The sequence below is a fragment of the Citrobacter sp. Igbk 14 genome, from assembly GCF_028069825.1.
Lineage (GTDB): Bacteria > Pseudomonadota > Gammaproteobacteria > Enterobacterales > Enterobacteriaceae > Citrobacter.
Genome location: NZ_JANEWM010000004.1, coordinates 51,121 through 71,365, shown reverse-complemented (window position 1 = coordinate 71,365; position 20,245 = coordinate 51,121). Strand labels below are relative to the sequence as shown.

Here is a 20,245-nt window from a genome sequence, read left to right as displayed (position 1 = left end):
ATGAAAAATTCACTGGACGTTGTCACCATTGGTGAAGCGATGGCGATGTTTGTCGCCACACAAACCGGTGATTTGGCGGACGTGGAACAGTTTATTAAACGCGTTGCTGGCGCTGAACTTAATGTGGCAACCGGACTTGCCCGCCTGGGTCTGAACGTAGGCTGGGTAAGCCGCGTGGGTAACGACAGTTTTGGCCGTTTTATTATTAAGTCGCTGGAGAAAGAAGGGATTGATGCGCAGGGAGTCACTCTGGACGGGCGCTACGCTACCGGCTTTCAGCTTAAATCTAAAGTCGAAAATGGAACCGATCCCATTGTGGAATATTTCCGCAAAGGCTCTGCAGCCAGCCATCTCAGCGTTGAGGATTATCACGATGGGTATTTCTCCAGCGCACGCCACCTGCACCTGAGCGGCGTTGCAGCTGCGCTGTCTGCCAGTTCATATGAACTACTGGCGCACACCGCCCGCACCATGAAGGCCCAGGGGAAGACCATCTCGTTCGACCCGAATTTGCGCCCGGTACTGTGGAAAAGCGAAGGCGAGATGGTGGAAAAACTCAACCGACTGGCATTCCAGGCTGACTGGGTACTGCCGGGGTTAAAAGAGGGCATGATTTTAACCGGACAACAAACTCCAGAAGCCATTGCAGACTTTTATCTGCGTCATGGCGTGAAGGCCGTCATCGTGAAGACCGGGGCTGATGGGGCCTGGTACAAAGCAGCTAGCGGCGAGCAAGGCAGCGTCGCGCCGGTGAAAGTCGACAACGTGGTCGATACCGTCGGCGCAGGAGATGGCTTTGCCGTCGGCGTGATCAGCGCGCTGCTGGAAGGCCGAACGCTGCATCAGGCAGTGACCCGGGGCAATAAAATTGGCGCTCTGGCCATTCAGGTTCAGGGCGACAGCGAAGGATTACCCACACGTGAACAATTAGGGGAATAAATTCCCGGCCAACTCTGTACCCTACAGACAGAGGCGGCGTATCAGCATAACCAGAGGGCAGTCTATGAATAGCTCAACCAACGCAGCAAAACGCTGGTGGTACATCATGCCAATCGTGTTTATCACGTACAGCCTGGCGTACCTTGACCGTGCGAACTTTAGCTTCGCTTCCGCCGCCGGTATAAACGAGGACCTCGGCATTACCAAAGGGATCTCTTCCCTGCTGGGCGCGCTGTTTTTTCTCGGCTATTTCTTCTTCCAGATCCCAGGCGCAATTTACGCCGAACGCCGCAGCGTACGTAAACTGATTTTTGTCTGTCTGATTCTGTGGGGCGCCTGCGCGTCACTGACCGGGATGGTCAGCAACATTCCGATGCTGGCCGCCATTCGCTTCATTCTTGGCGTCGTTGAAGCCGCGGTCATGCCGGCCATGCTGATTTATATCAGCAACTGGTTTACGAAGTCCGAGCGTTCGCGTGCCAATACCTTCCTGATCCTCGGTAACCCTGTCACCGTCCTGTGGATGTCCGTCGTGTCCGGGTATCTGATTCAGGCGCTGGGCTGGCGTGAAATGTTCATCATTGAAGGTTTTCCGGCCATCATCTGGGCGTTCTGCTGGTGGGTACTGGTAAAAGATAAACCGTCGCAGGTGGGCTGGTTGTCAGAATCCGAAAAAGCCGCGCTGCAGGCCCAGTTAGAAAAAGAACAGCAGGGTATCAAAGCCGTGCGTAACTACGGCGAAGCGTTCCGTTCACGTAACGTTATTCTGCTGTGCATGCAGTACTTTGCCTGGAGTATTGGCGTCTACGGTTTTGTTCTGTGGTTGCCGTCAATTATCCGCAGCGGCGGTGCCAACCTGGGTATGGTAGAGGTCGGTTGGCTTTCGTCCGTTCCGTATCTGGCCGCAACGGCTGCGATGATCCTGGTTTCATGGGCTTCCGATAAACTGCAAAACCGTAAGCTGTTTGTCTGGCCACTGCTGCTGATTGCCGCTTTCGCCTTTATTGGCTCCTGGGCCGTTGGCGCAGACCACTTCTGGATTTCTTACACACTGCTGGTTATCGCCGGCGCGGCGATGTACGCCCCGTATGGTCCCTTCTTCGCCATCATTCCTGAGATGTTGCCGCGCAACGTCGCTGGGGGAGCCATGGCGTTGATCAACAGCATGGGCGCATTAGGCTCCTTCTTTGGTTCCTGGTTTGTCGGCTACCTCAATGGCACCACCGGCAGCCCGTCCGCCTCATACATTTTTATGGGGGTAGCGCTTTTTGTCTCAGTGTGGCTAACTCTTATTGTTAAGCCTGCTAATAATCAACAGCTACCTATTGGCGCACGCCACGCTTAAATTTTAACTTACGGAGATTCGCATGAAGCCGTCCATTATTCTCTATAAAGCGTTACCTGACGATTTACTGCATCGCCTGGAAGAGCATTTTACTGTCACTCAGGTGCCTAACCTGCGTGCGGAAACCGTAGCACAGCACGCCGCAGCCTTTGCCAGCGCGGAAGGCCTGCTGGGCTCCAGTGAAGCCGTCAATACCGCCCTGCTGGAGAAAATGCCCAAACTGCGTGCGACCTCGACCATTTCCGTAGGCTATGACAATTTCGATGTTGAAGCCTTAAACGCACGCAAGGTGCTGCTGATGCACACGCCAACGGTGCTGACAGAAACCGTGGCGGACACGGTAATGGCGCTGGTGTTAAGTACGGCGCGACGCGTGGTGGAAGTCGCTGAACGCGTGAAGGCAGGCGAATGGACAAAAAGCATCGGAGCCGACTGGTTTGGTACCGATGTTCACCATAAGACGTTGGGTATTGTCGGCATGGGACGTATTGGGCTGGCGCTGGCACAACGCGCGCATTTCGGCTTTAGCATGCCGATTCTCTACAACGCGCGCCGCCACCATCAGGAAGCGGAAGAACGTTTCAACGCGCGCTACTGCGACCTGGATACGCTGCTGCAAGAATCGGACTTTGTTTGCCTGATTCTGCCGTTAACGGACGAAACCCACCATCTGTTCAGTACCGAACAGTTTGCCAAAATGAAGTCTTCTGCCATTTTCATTAACGCCGGGCGTGGCCCGGTGGTGGATGAGAACGCACTGATCGCCGCTCTGCAAAGCGGGGAGATTCATGCCGCTGGGCTGGATGTGTTTGAACAAGAGCCGTTGCCGTCAGACTCACCGCTGCTGTCACTGCCGAATGTGGTGGCGGTGCCGCATATTGGTTCAGCCACGCATGAAACGCGCTATAACATGGCGGCTTGTGCTGTGGATAACTTAATTGACGCACTGCAGGGAAAAGTTGAGAAGAACTGCGTAAATCCGCAAGTGGCCAAATAACACAAAAGGCCGGGTAGCATTGGTGCTCACCCGGCCTTTAATGTGTCTTACCGTACGACGATTACTGCGCGGCACTCACCGCAGCAGTCCATGCCTGATTAAATGCCTGATGCTGCGCCGCCAGCGGGCCAATCAGCGTATTGTACTGACTGGCCTGTTGTGAGGTTGGGAACTGGATGCCGTTCGCAACAAAGCTCACCTGCGTATCCTGCTGCGCGATAAAATCGCCTACCTGCACCAACTGCTGCGTGAAAACTTGCGCGGCTGGGATCAGCGGCTGTAACGCCTCTGCCGGTGCGGTCACGACTTTGCTGTAAACCTGATCAAAGACAGGTTTCAGATCATCACCCTGCTTCAGCGCGCCATGGGCAGCATCTGCCTGTAGCTTCGCATTCTGCAACTGTTGTCCTAACACGCCCAGCGCGCCATTTGCCTGACGCAGCGGTTCACGCTGAGTCATGTAATCCTGAGGAACACGGATTGCGTTTACGCTATCAACAACCGGGCGCAGACCGGAGTCCATTGCCTGATTAACCTGCTGTGAATAGCCATAAAGAATCGCGTAATCGGACACAAACGGGCCAAACTGTTTTTTCTGATCGGCAGTAAGCGTCGGTAAACGCTCTCCGCTACGCATTGCAGTATTCTGCAGAAAATCGATAAACGCTTTGCGTTGATCGCCTTCTTTATCAAAACACCCACTCAGGCCAACTACCATTAAGAGCGCCAAAACAGGCGCAAACCAGCGAGAGCAGGACTTACCTGTCGCCATTTTAATACTCCTTTCACCCAAAAATGCGCACAACGACACCCGCGTGCCTGACGTTGACAAGGATAGTCCAGGTCAGCCCCGCAAGATACCCTTTCCGCGTAATCTTGTCGGGGAAAATAACGGTTTCCACCACCCGGTGTTTTGCTCAACAATGCTCCATTCACATAACGGCGGTCTATTTTAGTCATCTTTACAATTGGAAGGGTTCGATCGGAGATCCCGACCTTTATCAGTTCGTTAGCCAACTAAAGGTTGTCACCCGCGATTCGCTGAAACGAATCCACAACGCATACCTTAAATTCGCCTTCATTTTTTCCGACTACGCTTAATGAGCTTCGATGAAATTCACGATCCCGCTGTGTGATTTATAGGAGTTCTCAATGGAATACAAAGATCCTATGTTTGAACTGCTAAGCAGTCTGGAGCAGATTGTTTTTAAAGATGTATCGCAGACAGTTACTCAGACGCAAAAAACCAACCCTTTCGCTGAATTTGAACAACTACGACGAGGGACAGGTTTAAAAACAGATGATTTCGCCCGGGTGATGGGCGTGACGGTCGCGATGGTTCATGAATGGGAGTCTAAACGCGTGAAGCCATCCAGTACCGAATTGAAGTTGATGCGTCTGATTCAGGCAGACCCTCGATTAAGTAAACAGTTGATGGATTGAGCTATTTTTTAATTTTTCTGAAGAACGGTCCGGTAAAAGGGCCGTTCCCTTACGGAGGGTATCCACAAATAAGAAAATAGTAGTTGCATCCACAGGCGTAAAATGAGTTAATGCGCTCAACGGTTTGACGTACAGACCATTAAAGCAGTTTAGTAAGGCAAGTCCCTTCAAGAGTTATCATTGATACCCCTCGTAGTGAGCATTTCCTTTACTGTTAAAAAATCTGTAGAGCACGCCATATCGCCGAAAGGCACACTTATTTTTTAAAAGGTAATACACTATGTCCGGTAAAATGACTGGTATCGTAAAATGGTTCAACGCTGATAAAGGTTTCGGTTTCATCACTCCTGACGATGGCTCTAAAGACGTGTTCGTACACTTCTCTGCTATCCAGAACGATGGCTACAAATCTCTGGACGAAGGTCAGAAAGTTTCCTTCACCATCGAAAGCGGCGCTAAAGGCCCGGCAGCTGGCAACGTAACCAGCCTGTAAGCTTAAAAAGCTCAGAATTCAAGATCCCTGCCAAACGGCGGGGATTTTTTTTATTTGTTCTCCACGCCCCCTCTCCCGAACACGTCTTTGCATTACTTTACCCATCACACCTTTGACCTTTCCCTAAGGGCAAGCTTTATAGTGAGCGAGTTTATATTCCACAATTTTCACAAGGAATTGAAGCTATGTCGAAATCCTCACTGCTGTTATTTTTAGGTTTGCTCACAACCGGTACCGCCTTCGCGGCAACACCGGAAGCCAATTTCCTGGCTGAACACGGACTCAGCGGGAAATCCGTCGAGCAAATAGTCGAGACCATTGACCAATCCCCCCAGAGTCGCCCGCTGCCGTACTCAGCCTCTGTCACCAGTACCGCGCTGAAGCTGTCTTCGGGCGACCAGGTGTATACGATGCCGCTCGGCGATAAGTTCTATCTGTCGTTTGCCCCCTATGAGTGGCAAACGCACCCTTGTTTCAACCACAGCCTTTCCGGTTGTCAGGGAGAAATGCCTGGGAAAAAATTCAACGTCAAAGTGACGGATAGCAAAGGGGATGTGGTTGTACAAAAAGAGATGAAAAGTGGCCGAAATGGTTTCGTCGGGATTTGGTTACCGCGCAATATGACAGGTACCATCGCGGTAAGCTACAACGGTAAATCAGCCGAGTATCCCATTAAAACGATGGAAGATAGCCAGACCTGCCTGACAAAATTACAACTGCGCTAACAGCATAAAAAAATGCCGGATAGCGCAATGTTTATCCGGCCTACTGGTGTCTTTCTTGTAGGCCGGATAAGGCACAGCCACCATCCGGCATTTTCTAAATCAGCGCAGGGCCGTTACTGCAGCAGCGAAATATCCGCAACACGCAGGAATAGCTCACGCAGTTTTTCGAGCATAGACAGACGGTTAATACGCAGATCTTTATCCTCTACGTTCACCATCACTTTCTCGAAGAACGCATCGACCGGTTCACGCAGTGCCGATAGCTCAACCAGCGCTTCCTGGTAATGACCGGCAGCGAAGACAGGCTCCAGCTTATCGCGCAACACCACAACCTGCATTGCCAGCGCAATTTCTTCCGGCTCTTTCAGCGTCGCCGCATTCACGCGGTCATTCAGCGTCTCTTCAGACTTCGCCAGGATGTTCGATACACGTTTGTTCGCAGCAGCCAGCGCGGACGCGGCTTCCAGCGTACGGAAGTGCGAAACCGCCTTCATACGTGCGTCAAAATCAGCCGGACGAGTCGGACGACGCGCCAGTACGGCCTGAATGGTATCTACGGTATAGCCTTCGTCCTGATACCAGGCGCGGAAACGACCCAGCATGAAGTCGATAACGTCATCCACCACGTTGGCGTTGGTCAGCTTGTCGCCATACAGACGTACCGCTTCTTCCGTCAGCGTTTGCAGATCCAGATTCAGGTTCTTCTCAACGATGATACGCAGCACGCCCAGCGCGGCACGACGCAGTGCAAACGGGTCCTTGTCGCCTTTCGGATGCTGACCGATACCGAAAATACCCGCCAGGGTGTCCATCTTATCGGCAATCGCCACCGCACAGGCAACCGGGTTAGACGGCAGGTCATCACCGGCGAAGCGCGGCTGATACTGCTCGTTCAACGCGACGGCCACATCTTCCGCTTCGCCATCATGACGCGCGTAGTGCATGCCCATTACGCCCTGGGTGTCAGTGAACTCGAAGACCATGTTGGTCATCAGGTCGCACTTGGACAGCAGGCCAGCACGCGTTGCGTGGTTTACATCAGCGCCAATCTGTTCGGCAATCCAGCCCGCCAGCGCCTGAATACGGTCAGTCTTGTCACGCAGCGTACCCAGCTGTTGTTGGAACAGCACGGTTTGCAGACGCGGCAGATTGTCTTCCAGACGTTTTTTACGGTCAGTATTGAAGAAGAACTCGGCATCTGCCAGGCGCGGACGAACCACCTTCTCGTTACCGGAGATAATCTGGCTCGGGTCTTTCGATTCGATGTTAGCAACGAAGATAAAGTTCGGCAGCAGTTTGCCGTCGTTCGCATAAACCGGGAAGTACTTCTGGTCACCTTTCATGGTGTGTACCAGCGCTTCAGACGGCACCGCGAGGAATTTCTCTTCGAACTTCGCAGTCAACACTACCGGCCATTCCACCAGCGAGGTGACTTCTTCCAGAAGGCTTTCGCTCAGGTCAGCGTTACCGCCAATCTTACGCGCTGCTTCTTCAGCATCGGCTTTGATTTTCGCTTTACGCTCAGCGTAATCCGCGATCACTTTGCCACGCTCACGCAGGATTTCTGGATACTGATCGGCAGAATCGATGGTGAATTCCGGCTCGCCCATAAAACGATGACCGCGGATCACGCGATCGGACTGAATCCCCAGAATCGTTGCCGGAATCACTTTGTCGCCCAGCAGCAGGGTCACAGTGTGAACCGGACGCACGAAGTGGACGTCAGACGCCCCCCAGCGCATCAGTTTCGGGATCGGCAGCTTCGCCAGCGAAGTCGCAATCATGTTCGGCAGCAGCGCTTCAGCGCTTTCGCCTTTCACATGCGCGCGGTACAACAACCATTCGCCTTTATCGGTGGTCAGACGCTCGGCCTGGTCAACGGTGATACCGCAACCACGCGCCCAACCTTCCGCCGCTTTACTCGGTTTACCTTCAGCATCAAACGCCTGGGCAATTGCCGGTCCACGCTTCTCAACTTCACGATCGGGTTGAGATTCCGCCAGGGCAGCGACTTTCAGCGCCAGACGACGCGGAGCAGCAAACCACTCAACATTGCCGTGCGCGAGGCCAGCGTTATCCAGCTCCGCAGTGAAGTTCGCAGCAAAGGACTCAGCCAGGCTGCGCAGTGCTTTTGGTGGCAGCTCTTCAGTGCCGATTTCCACCAGAAAAGTTTTCTCAGACATGGCCGCCTCTTATTTGTCTTTGTTGCACATCGGGAAGCCAAGGGCTTCACGGGAAGCGTAGTAAGCTTCTGCCACTGCTTTAGTCAGGGTGCGAATGCGCAGAATGTAGCGCTGACGCTCGGTGACGGAGATGGCTTTACGCGCATCCAGCAGGTTGAAGCTATGGGCGGCTTTCAGAATACGTTCATACGCAGGCAGCGGCAGTGGGTTTTCCAGCGCCAGCAGCTGCTGCGCTTCTTTCTCGTACTGCTCGAAGCAGGTGAACAGGAAGTCCACGTCAGCGTATTCGAAGTTGTAAGTGGATTGCTCCACTTCGTTCTGATGGAACACATCGCCGTAAGTGGTTTTACCCAGCGGGCCGTCGCTCCAGACCAGGTCGTAAACGCTGTCTACGCCCTGAATGTACATGGCCAGACGTTCCAGACCGTAGGTAATTTCCCCGGTCACAGGTTTACATTCCAGACCACCAACCTGCTGGAAGTAGGTGAACTGCGTGACTTCCATGCCGTTCAGCCACACTTCCCAACCGAGACCCCAGGCACCCAACGTCGGGTTTTCCCAGTTATCTTCCACGAAACGGATATCGTGAATGGTCGGGTCCATACCCAGCTCTTTCAGAGAACCCAGGTACAATTCCTGAATATTGTCCGGTGACGGCTTAATCACTACCTGGAACTGATAGTAGTGCTGTAAGCGGTTCGGGTTTTCGCCATAGCGCCCGTCGGTCGGACGACGAGAAGGCTGCACATAAGCAGTCGCCATCGGTTCCGGCCCCAGTGCACGCAGGCAGGTCATTGGGTGAGATGTCCCCGCGCCGACTTCCATGTCCAATGGTTGAACGATGGTGCAGCCCTGGCGAGCCCAGTAATCCTGTAAGGTCAGGATCAAGCCCTGGAAGGTCCTGGTATCAAACTTTTGCATATTATTTCGTGCTGGATACGTGTGGATTTAAAGGAAGCGATCAGTATACCCGCTGGCTGCAAGATATACAGTACGAAACGGGAAAAAGGGGGAACTTAGCGCATGGAAAGGTGCAAAAACTGCCCGTCTGCGTCAAATGAGCAGACAAAACTCTCTTTACGGAAGGTAGAACCGCGCATCTCATAACTACCCTGGAATTGCTCAAGACCGGTGATAGCAATTTTCTGGGCACCCGTATTATAAAGCTCCGATGCTTCACTTTTGCACAATGACTCCATATCCAGCGAACGCGTGGCAGTAATTTTGACCTTTTGCGCTTTCTGCACGGGTACTGACGATTGTGGATCGGCGCACCCCGCCAGCAGCAGCGTGAGGATTGCTGGAAAGAAATACTTCATCATCATTTTATTACCGCCTGGTTTACTGGTCAGTCTTATTATTAGTGTCTGGAAACAGATCCTATTGTGAGAATCTCCCCAGGCCATCACAAGCTTTAGCGTAATAACTCGGATTAATCCAGTGAGCGATGTTCGCAAATACAGGTCAGACTTTTTTTAATGAAAACAGAGGAACTGATGCAGCCCAAAATTTTCTGGATTGATAACTTACGCGGGATAGCCTGTTTAATGGTTGTGATGATTCACACTACGACCTGGTACATCACCAATGCGCAAAGCGTCAGCCCGGTAAATTGGGATCTTGCCAATGTGCTAAATTCAGCTTCTCGCGTTAGCGTCCCGCTGTTTTTTATGATCTCGGGTTATCTCTTTTTTGGCGAACGCAGCGCCAGACCGCGACATTTCATCCGTATTGCGTTGTGCATCCTGTTTTACAGCACCGTTGCACTGGCCTACATCCTGCTGTTCACCTCGATCAACGCTGAGCTATCGTTGAAAAACCTGCTACAAAAACCGGTGTTCTACCACCTGTGGTTTTTCTTCGCTATTACCGTTATCTACCTGGTCTCCCCGTTAATTCAGGTGAAAAATGTCAGCGGAAAAATGCTGCTGGCATTGATGGTCGTGATTGGCGTTATTGCCAATCCCAATACCGTATCGCAAAAATTGGGCAGCTTTGAGTGGCTACCCATCAACCTGTACATCAGTGGCGATACCTTCTACTACATTCTGTACGGCATGCTGGGTCGGGCAATTGGCATGATGGAGACACAAAAGCGCTCACTCACCTGGCTCTGTGCAGCGTTGTGTATCGTCGCCGTGTTTGTTATTTCCCGCGGGACGCTGCATGAGCTCCAGTGGCGAGGTAATTTTGCCGATACCTGGTATCTCTATTGTGGCCCGGCGGTATTTATCTTTGCTGCATCGCTCCTGACGCTGGTCAAAAACACGCTCAGCACACGCACACTGCCCATACTGGGGATTGTTTCCCGTCACTCGTTAGGTATTTACGGTTTCCACGCGCTGATCATTCATGCGCTACGTACCCGCGGTATTGAACTCAAAAACTGGCCACCGCTGGATATGCTATGGATTTTTAGCGCTACGCTGGCGGGCAGTCTATTGCTTTCCATGCTGCTACAGCGCATCGATACACGCAGACTGGTGAGTTAGAATTCATCAGAATGTGCCTTTTCCGTTGGGCACATCAGCAAAATCAGCCCTGATATACACACACAGAATGCTGCCGGGTACAGCCCCATTTCGAGGGGAGCTAACGGGGCATTCCACACCCCAACGAGCAGTAACCCGACCGTTATGAGCGCAACCATCTGACACACAAAAGCAAAGCGTTCATCACTCTGATTACGGTTTTCAGCTCGCAGGTAAGCGTAGGTCACGAACAATCCGGTCATCAGAACACCTAAAAAGTAACCTTTTCCGCTGAGTAAGGGGCATGACCACCATAGGCCTGCGCAGTAAATGAGTGCGCCGGAAAGAAACAATAGCCATGGCAATAGCCGCGTCGTCTTCATTGGGATCTCCTTATCCTCTACCACGGATACAATATGAATAACCCACTCAAGACAACACAGAAAAACGCTATCCAACTGAAATTTCAGAATACATTCATGCACATGAGCTATTGATTCAATGGAAACATATATGAGGAAAATCCCCTCTGCTCATCAGAGGGGAACACGATCAGGACATTAAGGGCAGCAATTGCCGATAGATACGACGGAAGGTTTCCCGACGTTGTTGATAACGAGCATGACGCTCTGTATCAGGATAATGCGCCTGCTCCAGCACCAGTTGAGGCAGTAAGTCAGAGAGTGGTTGTTGTGGATTCATCGCAATTTGCGCCAGCCGTGCTGCGCCCAGGGCAGGACCGACATCTCCGCCTGTACGGTAATCCAGCTGCAGCCCGCTGATATCGGACAACATCTGCCGCCAGTATTCGCTACGCGCCCCACCACCGATGAGCGTAATGCTGGCCGGTGTAACGCCACAGGCATGTACCACATCCATACCGTCAGCTAAGGCAAATCCCACACCTTCAAGTACCGCTCGCGCCAGTTCTGCCGGACCATGCTGATGCGTCAGGCCAAAAAAGACACCTTTCGCCTGCGGGTTATTGTGCGGCGTACGTTCACCTGACAGATAGGGCAAGAACCAGACCGGTTCAGCCTGCTCATTTGCCTGCTGTGCGGCATCAATCAGCGCAGGTACGCTTGTCAGCCCGGTTAATTTTGCCGCCCAGTCGAGGCAGGATGCGGCGCTCAGCATCACTGACATCAGATGCCACCGTTCAGGCAGCGCGTGGCAAAAGCTGTGTACCGCACTTTCTGGTTTACTGAGAAAGCCATCGCTTACAGCAAAGTAGACGCCGGACGTACCCAATGACAGCATCGCCTGGCCTGCATTCATCATCCCTACGCCAACCGCACCCGCCGCGTTATCGCCACCACCGGCAACGACCGCAACTTCTGACATGCTCCAGGATTGCGCGACAGCAGGCAACAGCGTTCCGGTAATCGCACTGCCCTCGTACAAGGCCGGCATATGTGCGCGAGTCAGTTGACACGCAGACAACATGACGTCACTCCAGTCACGTTTCGCGACATCCAGCCACATCGTACCTGCGGCATCCGACATATCGCTGGCAAACTCTCCGGTCATACGCAGACGCAGATAATCTTTCGGCAGCAAGACTTTATCAACCTGGCTGAAAATGTCCGGTTCATGGCGCTGAACCCACAGCAATTTAGGGGCGGTAAAGCCAGGCATCATCAGATTGCCGGTAATCACACGAGATTGTGGCACCTGATTTTCCAGCATCACGCATTCTTCAGCGCAGCGACCGTCATTCCACAGGATTGCCGGACGCAGAACCTTCTGCTGCTTATCAAGCAGCGTCGCGCCGTGCATCTGCCCGGCAATACCTAACGCCTTTACCTCGCTGAGAGAATGTTGCTGGCCCAACGCTTTTACAGCACGATCCGTCGCCAGCCACCACTGTTCAGGATCCTGCTCCGACCATAATGGATGAGGCCGGGAGACGGTCAATTTCTCCGTGTGCGAGGCCACCACATCGCCCTGCTCGTTCAGCAGAATGGCCTTTACGCCTGATGTACCAAGATCTATCCCGATATACATAGGGTATCGTTCCTTAAAGAAAGGCCCGGTAGCGAATCGCTATCCGGGCTTACGGACGTACTCGGCAGTCCGTTATTTGTCGAACAAATAATGGTTTACCAGATTTTCCAGCTGTTCCTGATGGCCGCTCTGATGCACCGGTGCCAGGTTATGTTGTTCAGCGTACTGCGCAATTTCCGTCAGCGTCATCTGACCTTTCAGAATTTGCTGGCCCAGCTCACCATTCCAACCGGCATAACGTTTTGCCACGCGCTGATCCAGGCCACCGTCTTCAATCATACGGGCCGCAATTTTCAGCGACAGCGCCATGGTATCCATCGCCCCAATATGACCATAGAACAGATCGTATTTATCGGTACTCTGACGACGGACTTTGGCATCAAAGTTCAGGCCACCTGTGGTAAATCCGCCCGCTTTCAGGATTTCGTACATGACCAGCGCATTCTCTTCTACGCTGTTCGGGAATTGGTCGGTATCCCAGCCCAGTTGTGCGTCGCCACGGTTCGCATCGACGGAACCAAATAGCCCCAGAGCAATCGCCGTAGCGATTTCGTGGTGGAACGAATGCCCTGCCAGCGTGGCATGGTTTGCTTCAATGTTCAGTTTGATCTCTTTTTCCAGACCGAACTGCTTCAGGAATCCGTAAACGGTCGCGGCATCGTAGTCATACTGGTGTTTAGTGGGTTCTTGCGGCTTCGGTTCGATCAGTAAGGTGCCCTGAAAACCTGTTTTGTGTTTATGCTCGACCACCAGTTGCATAAAGCGGCCAATCTGCTCACGCTCCTGACGCAGGTCGGTATTAAGCAGCGTTTCATAACCTTCACGGCCGCCCCACAGAACGTAGTTCTCGCCACCTAATTTATGTGTGGCATCCATGGCAGTCACGACCTGCGTGGCCGCCCAACTGAAGACTTCCGGGTCCGGGTTAGTCGCCGCGCCTGCGCCATAACGTGGGTTAGTAAAGCAGTTTGCCGTACCCCACAGCAGTTTCACGCCGCTCTGTTCCTGTTTTGCCGCCAGCACATCCACCATCTGGGCAAAGTTATTTTTATACTCTTTCAGTGACGCGCCTTCAGGCGAGACGTCAACATCATGGAAGCAGTAATAAGGCACATTCAGCTTATGGAAAAACTCAAAGGCCACATCCGCTTTACGTTTTGCCAGCGCCAATGCTTCACCCGGCTGTTGCCACGGACGGTCGAAGGCCCCCATACCGAACATATCCGCGCCGTTCCAGCAGAAAGTGTGCCAGTAGCAGGCGGCAAAGCGCAGATGATCTTCCATGCGCTTGCCCAGCACGATTTCATTAGGGTTGTAATGGCGAAATGCGAGTGGGTTAGTGGATTTTGTACCTTCAAAACGAACGCGATCGAGTTGGTCAAAATAAGCCTGCATAATAAGCTCCATAATCAGGTAATACGGCAAGTAAACTGCGATACAGTCATACTGGAATTTCCTGATTTATTGCTCAATTACGTTATTTCACACCGCCATTAAGAGAATACCCAAATGTGCGCTGGCTCCCAAAAATTCACACTGAATAAGCAATTAAAAAAGCGATCGCGATCGGCTCTTCATCAATAAACAAAAAACCATAATACGCAGATAAGAAATGACAATTGTCTTCCTGGTCGGGGTGTGTGAATTTTGCGTAGCGTTACGCAAATAAGAAATTTGTCACGCTTCATCAAGTAGTCGCACCTGCGGTTTTGGTAGTATCGACAGGCCACGTTAACCTTTCAGGATAGGCTCTTATGTTTGATAAACGACACCGCATCACCCTATTATTTAATGCTAATAAAGCCTATGACCGCCAGGTGGTAGAGGGCGTAGGTGAATATTTACAGGCATCGCAATCTGAGTGGGATATATTCATTGAGGAAGATTTCCGTGCCCGTATTGATAATATCAAAGACTGGTTAGGCGACGGTGTTATTGCTGATTATGACGATGATGACATTGCGCAATTACTTGCCGATGTCGATGTTCCCATCATCGGTGTCGGTGGTTCCTACCATCTTGAAAGCGATTATCCACCCGTCCATTACATTGCGACTGATAACCATGCACTGGTGGAAAGCGCTTTTTTGCATCTAAAAGAAAAAGGGGTCAACCGATTCGCATTTTATGGTCTGCCCTCTTCCAGCGGCAAGCGCTGGGCTGCCGAGCGTGAATATGCCTTTTGCCAGTTGGTCGCCAAAGAGAAGTACCGTGGCGTTGTTTATCAGGGGCTGGAAACCGCACCAGAAAACTGGCAACACGCGCAAAATCGACTGGCGGACTGGCTGCAAACTTTACCCCCGCAAACCGGTATTATCGCCGTGACCGACGCGCGTGCGCGGCATGTTCTGCAGGCCTGCGAGCATTTGCATATCCCGGTGCCGGAAAAACTGTGTGTTATTGGGATCGATAACGAAGAACTCACCCGTTACCTGTCCCGGGTCGCACTGTCCTCCGTTGCTCAGGGCGCACGACAGATGGGCTATCAGGCGGCAAAACTTCTGCACCGCTTACTGGCGAATGAAGAACTGCCGCTGCAACGCATTCTGGTGCCTCCGGTACGCGTCGTGAATCGTCGTTCAACCGACTATCGCTCATTGACCGATCCCGCCGTCATTCAGGCAATGCACTTTATCCGCAACCATGCCTGTAAAGGCATCAAAGTCGAACAAGTGCTGGATGCAGTTGGGATTTCACGTTCGAATCTCGAGAAGCGCTTTAAAGACGAGGTCGGGGAGACCATCCACGCCGTGATTCATGCCGAAAAACTGGAAAAAGCGCGTAGCCTGTTGATCTCCACGACGCTCGCGATAAACGAAATTTCACAAATGTGCGGCTACCCGTCGTTGCAGTATTTCTATTCCGTTTTCAAGAAAGAGTATGACACGACGCCAAAAGAGTACCGTGACATGAACAGTGAGGTGTTGCTGTAAGGGGAATTGTGCCGGATGGCGGCTTCGCCTTATCCGGCCCACAGAGCGACTCACAGGCCTGATAAGCGTCGCGCCATCAGGCCTGTGGAATTACATATGCGCGGCGATTAAACGCTGGTTATCTTGGTACATCGCGAACAGATAGTTATTGTAACTCTGTCCTTTGGTGGAGTACCCCTTCAGCTTATGGATCATCGCGGTCGCTGTCACTTCCTGATCGGCTTTACGCAACTGCGCGCGCGATTTACGGAAGGAAGAGTATGCCGGGTGCGTGTTCAGGTTAATGACATATGCATTCACCGACTCTTTTACCGATTCAAACTGTGAATAGCCTTTCACCTTACCGGGTGCATTGTTGCAGCGGCCTTTGACACATTTCATGCCAAACAGGTTGTTATTGCTACGCGCCAGTTTCGATGTGCCCCAACCGCTTTCAGCCGCAGCCATAGTCGCCACCATACTGGTAGGAATGATGTCTACGCGCTCAAGCAACGTATTCCATGGAATTTTACGCGTGTTACCAGACCAGCTCACCTTGTAGCGTTTCGCGATGTCTTTCATACGCGTACGCTCAGTCGGTGACCAGCGATTCTGGTACTGCTTTGAGATCAGCCAGTTACGGTCCGCCGTAATGGCAGCATTTTGACTGGTAATATAAGGCATAACCGTCCGGAGAAACGCTTTTTTCCTTGGTGTTCCGGAAGGGTATTTTCGCAAATCAGGAAGTGAACTACTCTTTGCACTATTGCGAGAATACTCTTGTTTACTGCTTACCTGTGTATTACTTGCCTTGATTACCTGGGGCTTATGACTCGTTGTCGCCGTGTGTGTCTTTGCCAGCACCTCACCCGAAAATGCAATGGTGAGTAACATAAGAATCATTGCCCCATATCGTCGAATGGGAGTCAATATCATTAGGTCTCCTGGTCGGATTTAAACATTCCAACACCTTATATTTTTCACAAAAATGAGAGATGAATCTCAAATCATATCAAAAATAGCCGTCAAGAGCACCCAAAGGAATAGTCCAATTCTGAAACTATGTCACGTACAAACCGTTTCGGGTGCGGTTAATTCGAAGAAAATGTGGAGGTTATCGCAAAATTAGGTCGTTTTTTGCGCGCGATCGCTCACCCTCGTCTCTCATCCGGGCAAAATCGACGCTAAGGATGAGTTTCCGCTCTGATTTCACTGGCAAACTGGCGTAAATCGCAGCATCAAGGACAGCATTATGAAACTTGCCGCCGTTGCGCTGGTATTACTGCCCGGCATTGCCATCGCCTCATCATGGACTTCTCAGGGATTCCCGACTTTCGAAGCGGAAGGTACGGGTAAATTTGTCAGCCATGCAGCGTTGACGAAGGGTACTCGCCCTTTGACCCTGAATTTTGACCAACAGTGCTGGCAGCCTACAGATGCCATTAAACTCAATCAGATGCTGTCGCTAAAACCCTGTGAAGGCACACCGCCACAGTGGCGTTTATTTAAAGACGGCGATTACACATTGGAAGTCGATACCCGCTCCGGTACACCGACGCTAATGCTGTCAGTAAAAAATGAGGCGGACCCCATCACCGCCCAGATCCGCCAGTGTCCAAAATGGGATGGCTCGCCACTGACGCTGGATGTGAGCCAGACCTTCCCGGAAGGCACCGTGGTACGTGATTACTATAGCCAGCAAACGGCAACGGTGAAAAACGGAACCATTACCCTACAACCCGACGCGGCCGGTAATGGACTTTTACTGTTAGAACGGGCGGAAACAGATGCACCTGCCGCTTTCGACTGGCACAACGCCACGGTGTACTTCGTACTGACAGACCGCTTTGAAAACGGTGATCCAACTAATGATCACAGCTATGGACGTCGCAATGACGGTATGCAGGAAATTGGTACCTTTCACGGGGGAGATTTACGCGGGCTGACCAACAAACTCGACTACCTGCAACATCTGGGCATCAACGCCTTGTGGATCAGCGCACCGTTTGAACAAATCCACGGCTGGGTTGGCGGTGGTACTAAAGGCGATTTTCCCCACTACGCCTATCACGGTTACTACACCCAGGACTGGACCACGCTCGACGCCAATATGGGTAACGAGGCCGACCTGCGCGCGCTGGTTGACGGCGCGCATCAACGCGGCATCCGCATTCTGTTCGATATTGTCATGAACCATACCGGTTACGCCACGCTGGCTGATATGCAGGAGTACCAGTTTGGGGCGTTGTACTTGTCAGGTGAGGAACTGAAAAAAACGCTCGGTGAACGTTGGACGGACTGGAAACCCGTGTCCGGGCAGAGCTGGCACAGCTTTAATGATTACATCAACTTCAGTGATAAAGCCGCGTGGGAAAAATGGTGGGGGGAAAAGTGGATCCGCACTGACATTGGCGACTACGACAATCCAGGTTTTGACGACCTGACCATGTCGCTGGCTTTCCTGCCCGATCTGAAAACGGAGTCCACTACGCCTTCGGGTTTGCCGAATTTTTATCAACACAAGCCGGATACCCACGCCAAAGCCATCCCTGGTTATACGCCACGAGATTATCTGACTCACTGGCTCAGCCAGTGGGTGCGTGACTACGGCATTGACGGTTTTCGGGTCGATACCGCTAAACATGTCGAGCTTCCGGCCTGGCAACAGCTAAAAGCGCAGGCCAGCTCAGCGTTGGCCGAATGGAAGAAAGCTAATCCAGACAAAGCGCTGGATGATAACCCCTTCTGGATGACCGGTGAGGCCTGGGGACATGGCGTCATGCAAAGCGATTATTACCGCCACGGTTTCGATGCGATGATCAATTTTGACTATCAGGAGCAGGCGGCCAGGGCCGTCGATTGTCTGGCGAATATCGATCTCACCTGGCAACAGATGGCCGATAAATTGCAGAATTTCAACGTGCTAAGCTATCTCTCATCACACGACACCCGGCTGTTCCGTGAAGGTGGAGACAAAGCCGCCGAGTTGTTATTGCTGGCACCTGGCGCGGTACAACTTTTTTACGGTGACGAGTCGGCACGCCCCTTCGGCCCAACCGGCTCAGACCCGTTACAAGGTACGCGCTCGCAGATGAACTGGCAGGACGTTAGCGGGAAATCGGCCGCCAGCGTCGCACACTGGCAGCGAATTAGCCAGTTCAGGGCCCGGCATCCCGCAATCGGAGCGGGTAAACAAACCACGCTTTCATTAAAGCAAGGATACGGATTTATCCGCGAACACGGCGACGATAAGGTCATGGTCGTGTGGGCCGGACAACGCTGATCCCAACAGGCTTCTCGTGCTCAACGGCGCGGGAAGCCAGATTCAATATAAAAAACTATCCAGAAAAAAATCTGCAGCACAAAACATCAATTCGGCTCTGTAGGCCTGATTTGCACCCCGCCATAGGTAGCGCTATGGTTAGCCACTTTAATACTGAGTTCGACAGACCACCTGCTATGACATTCTCACTTTTTGGCGACAAATTTACCCGCCATTCAGGCATCACACGCCTGATGGAGGACCTCAACGACGGCTTACGCACCCCAGGCGCTATCATGCTCGGTGGCGGTAATCCGGCACAAATCCCAGAGATGCAAAATTACTTCCAGTCTCTGCTGGCAGAGATGCTGGAAAACGGCAAAGCCACTGATGCGCTTTGTAATTATGACGGTCCACAAGGTAAAACCGAGCTACTGTCTGAGCTGGCGAAACTACTACGTGAGAAGCTGGGTTGGGATATCGAACCACAAAATATTGCACTGACAAATGGCAGTCAGAGCGCGTTTTTCTACTTATTCAACCTCTTCGCCGGACGTCGCGCCGATGGAACCACCCGAAAAGTGTTGTTCCCATTAGCACCGGAATACATTGGTTATGCCGATTCAGGGCTCGAAGAAGACCTTTTCGTTTCAGCACGCCCAAACATCGAACTGTTACCGGAAGGCCAGTTTAAGTATCACGTTGACTTTGAACACCTGCATATCGGCGAAGAGACAGGCATGATTTGCGTGTCACGTCCGACGAACCCGACCGGCAATGTGATCACCGATGAAGAGCTGATGAAGCTGGACCGGCTGGCCAATCAGCATGGAATTCCGCTGGTTATCGATAACGCCTATGGTGTCCCATTCCCAGGCATCATTTTTAGCGAAGCGCGTCCGCTGTGGAACCCAAACATTGTACTGTGCATGAGCCTTTCCAAGCTGGGGCTACCGGGCTCTCGCTGCGGCATCATTATTGCTAATGAAAAAATCATCACCGCCATCACCAATATGAACGGCATTATCAGCCTTGCGCCTGGCGGAATGGGTCCGGCAATCATGTGCGAAATGATCAAGCGCAACGACCTTCTGCGTCTGTCTGAGACGGTTATCAAACCGTTTTATTACCAGCGCGTTCAGGAAACAATTGCGATTCTTCGCCGCTATTTATCTGAAGATCGCTGCCTGATTCATAAACCCGAAGGGGCGATTTTCCTGTGGTTATGGTTCAAGGATTTACCGATTTCCACCGAGCTGTTATATCAGCGTCTGAAAGCGCGCGGTGTCCTGATGGTGCCTGGCGACTATTTCTTCCCAGGGCTGGATAAACCCTGGCCGCATACGCATCAGTGCATGCGGATGAATTACGTACCGGACCCGGAAAAAATCGAGGCTGGCGTGAAGATTCTGGCTGAAGAGATAGAACGCGCCTGGCTTGAAGGCTGACGAAAACCCCGATCTCTGTG

At 52.1% G+C, this 20,245-nt stretch carries 18 protein-coding genes; 10 read left to right on the top strand and 8 right to left on the bottom strand.

The genetic code is table 11. The features are described 5' to 3' along the window. The 3 genes from NNN64_RS02745 (at nucleotide 1) to ghrB (ending at nucleotide 3,281) form a co-directional block, all read left to right on the top strand. Nucleotides 1-939, top strand: coding sequence for a sugar kinase (locus NNN64_RS02745; protein ID WP_202037455.1), 939 nt, complete (start codon nucleotides 1-3; stop codon nucleotides 937-939). A gap of 64 nt (nucleotides 940-1,003) precedes the next feature. Beyond that, nucleotides 1,004-2,284 (top strand): MFS transporter, encoded by a 1,281-nt coding sequence (locus NNN64_RS02740; protein WP_137382051.1) that lies wholly within the window; start codon nucleotides 1,004-1,006, stop codon nucleotides 2,282-2,284. A gap of 22 nt (nucleotides 2,285-2,306) precedes the next feature. Continuing rightward, nucleotides 2,307-3,281 carry a glyoxylate/hydroxypyruvate reductase GhrB gene (gene ghrB / locus NNN64_RS02735; protein ID WP_202037453.1) on the top strand — a complete coding sequence of 325 codons (975 nt, stop codon included), beginning with the start codon at nucleotides 2,307-2,309 and terminating at the stop codon, nucleotides 3,279-3,281. A 61-nt stretch (nucleotides 3,282-3,342) separates the two neighbouring features. Here ghrB and NNN64_RS02730 read toward each other — a convergent pair whose 3' ends face one another. Next, nucleotides 3,343-4,053 carry a DUF3053 domain-containing protein gene (locus tag NNN64_RS02730; RefSeq protein ID WP_271440385.1) on the bottom strand — a complete coding sequence of 237 codons (711 nt, stop codon included), beginning with the start codon at nucleotides 4,051-4,053 and terminating at the stop codon, nucleotides 3,343-3,345. Between the two features lie 380 nt (nucleotides 4,054-4,433). Here NNN64_RS02730 and NNN64_RS02725 point away from each other — a divergent pair, with 380 nt between their 5' ends. The 3 genes from NNN64_RS02725 to cueP all read left to right on the top strand — a co-directional run bounded on the left by NNN64_RS02725 (nucleotide 4,434) and on the right by cueP (nucleotide 5,942). Continuing rightward, nucleotides 4,434-4,724, top strand: coding sequence for an HTH-type transcriptional regulator (locus NNN64_RS02725; RefSeq protein ID WP_048213664.1), 291 nt, complete (start codon nucleotides 4,434-4,436; stop codon nucleotides 4,722-4,724). Nucleotides 4,725-5,004: 280 nt separating this feature from the next. After that, nucleotides 5,005-5,217 carry a transcription antiterminator/RNA stability regulator CspE gene (gene cspE / locus NNN64_RS02720; protein ID WP_000014594.1) on the top strand — a complete coding sequence of 71 codons (213 nt, stop codon included), beginning with the start codon at nucleotides 5,005-5,007 and terminating at the stop codon, nucleotides 5,215-5,217. Nucleotides 5,218-5,402: 185 nt separating this feature from the next. Next, nucleotides 5,403-5,942, top strand: coding sequence for a copper-binding periplasmic metallochaperone CueP (gene cueP / locus NNN64_RS02715; protein ID WP_271440384.1), 540 nt, complete (start codon nucleotides 5,403-5,405; stop codon nucleotides 5,940-5,942). 113 nt (nucleotides 5,943-6,055) lie between these two features. On the opposite strand, the gene glyS is transcribed toward cueP, so the two are convergent. From glyS to NNN64_RS02700, 3 genes are all read right to left on the bottom strand, one after another. Then, nucleotides 6,056-8,125, bottom strand: a complete 2,070-nt coding sequence (gene glyS, locus NNN64_RS02710) for a glycine--tRNA ligase subunit beta (RefSeq protein ID WP_271440383.1) — start codon at nucleotides 8,123-8,125, stop codon at nucleotides 6,056-6,058. A gap of 9 nt (nucleotides 8,126-8,134) precedes the next feature. Then, on the bottom strand, nucleotides 8,135-9,046 hold the full coding sequence (gene glyQ / locus NNN64_RS02705) for a glycine--tRNA ligase subunit alpha (RefSeq protein WP_001168551.1): 912 nt from the start codon (nucleotides 9,044-9,046) through the stop codon (nucleotides 8,135-8,137). A gap of 95 nt (nucleotides 9,047-9,141) precedes the next feature. Continuing rightward, nucleotides 9,142-9,450 carry a YsaB family lipoprotein gene (locus NNN64_RS02700; RefSeq protein WP_271440382.1) on the bottom strand — a complete coding sequence of 103 codons (309 nt, stop codon included), beginning with the start codon at nucleotides 9,448-9,450 and terminating at the stop codon, nucleotides 9,142-9,144. 171 nt (nucleotides 9,451-9,621) lie between these two features. Here NNN64_RS02700 and NNN64_RS02695 point away from each other — a divergent pair, with 171 nt between their 5' ends. Then, complete coding sequence (locus NNN64_RS02695; protein ID WP_271440381.1) at nucleotides 9,622-10,617, top strand: acyltransferase; 996 nt, start codon at nucleotides 9,622-9,624, stop codon at nucleotides 10,615-10,617. On the opposite strand, the gene yiaB is transcribed toward NNN64_RS02695, so the two are convergent. The 3 genes from yiaB to xylA all read right to left on the bottom strand — a co-directional run bounded on the left by yiaB (nucleotide 10,614) and on the right by xylA (nucleotide 13,998). After that, on the bottom strand, nucleotides 10,614-10,979 hold the full coding sequence (gene yiaB / locus NNN64_RS02690) for an inner membrane protein YiaB (protein ID WP_271440380.1): 366 nt from the start codon (nucleotides 10,977-10,979) through the stop codon (nucleotides 10,614-10,616). The genes NNN64_RS02695 and yiaB overlap by 4 nt on opposite strands. Nucleotides 10,980-11,148: 169 nt before the next feature. Next, a complete protein-coding gene (gene xylB, locus NNN64_RS02685) occupies nucleotides 11,149-12,603 on the bottom strand; it encodes a xylulokinase (RefSeq protein ID WP_271440379.1) in 1,455 nt (484 codons plus the stop codon). A 72-nt stretch (nucleotides 12,604-12,675) separates the two neighbouring features. After that, on the bottom strand, nucleotides 12,676-13,998 hold the full coding sequence (gene xylA / locus NNN64_RS02680; RefSeq protein ID WP_271440378.1) for a xylose isomerase: 1,323 nt from the start codon (nucleotides 13,996-13,998) through the stop codon (nucleotides 12,676-12,678). 359 nt (nucleotides 13,999-14,357) lie between these two features. Here xylA and xylR point away from each other — a divergent pair, with 359 nt between their 5' ends. Then, nucleotides 14,358-15,536 carry a D-xylose utilization transcriptional activator XylR gene (gene xylR, locus NNN64_RS02675; protein ID WP_048213671.1) on the top strand — a complete coding sequence of 393 codons (1,179 nt, stop codon included), beginning with the start codon at nucleotides 14,358-14,360 and terminating at the stop codon, nucleotides 15,534-15,536. 90 nt (nucleotides 15,537-15,626) lie between these two features. Here the strand turns inward: xylR and NNN64_RS02670 are convergent, their stop codons facing one another. Beyond that, nucleotides 15,627-16,451: a protein bax gene (locus NNN64_RS02670; protein ID WP_061066797.1), complete on the bottom strand. Its 825-nt coding sequence runs from the start codon at nucleotides 16,449-16,451 to the stop codon at nucleotides 15,627-15,629. A gap of 316 nt (nucleotides 16,452-16,767) precedes the next feature. Here NNN64_RS02670 and malS point away from each other — a divergent pair, with 316 nt between their 5' ends. Together malS and avtA are read left to right on the top strand one after the other, a co-directional pair. Further along, nucleotides 16,768-18,798: an alpha-amylase gene (gene malS, locus NNN64_RS02665; protein ID WP_271440377.1), complete on the top strand. Its 2,031-nt coding sequence runs from the start codon at nucleotides 16,768-16,770 to the stop codon at nucleotides 18,796-18,798. 176 nt (nucleotides 18,799-18,974) lie between these two features. Then, on the top strand, nucleotides 18,975-20,225 hold the full coding sequence (gene avtA, locus NNN64_RS02660) for a valine--pyruvate transaminase (protein ID WP_271440376.1): 1,251 nt from the start codon (nucleotides 18,975-18,977) through the stop codon (nucleotides 20,223-20,225). Nucleotides 20,226-20,245: the final 20 nt, after the last annotated feature.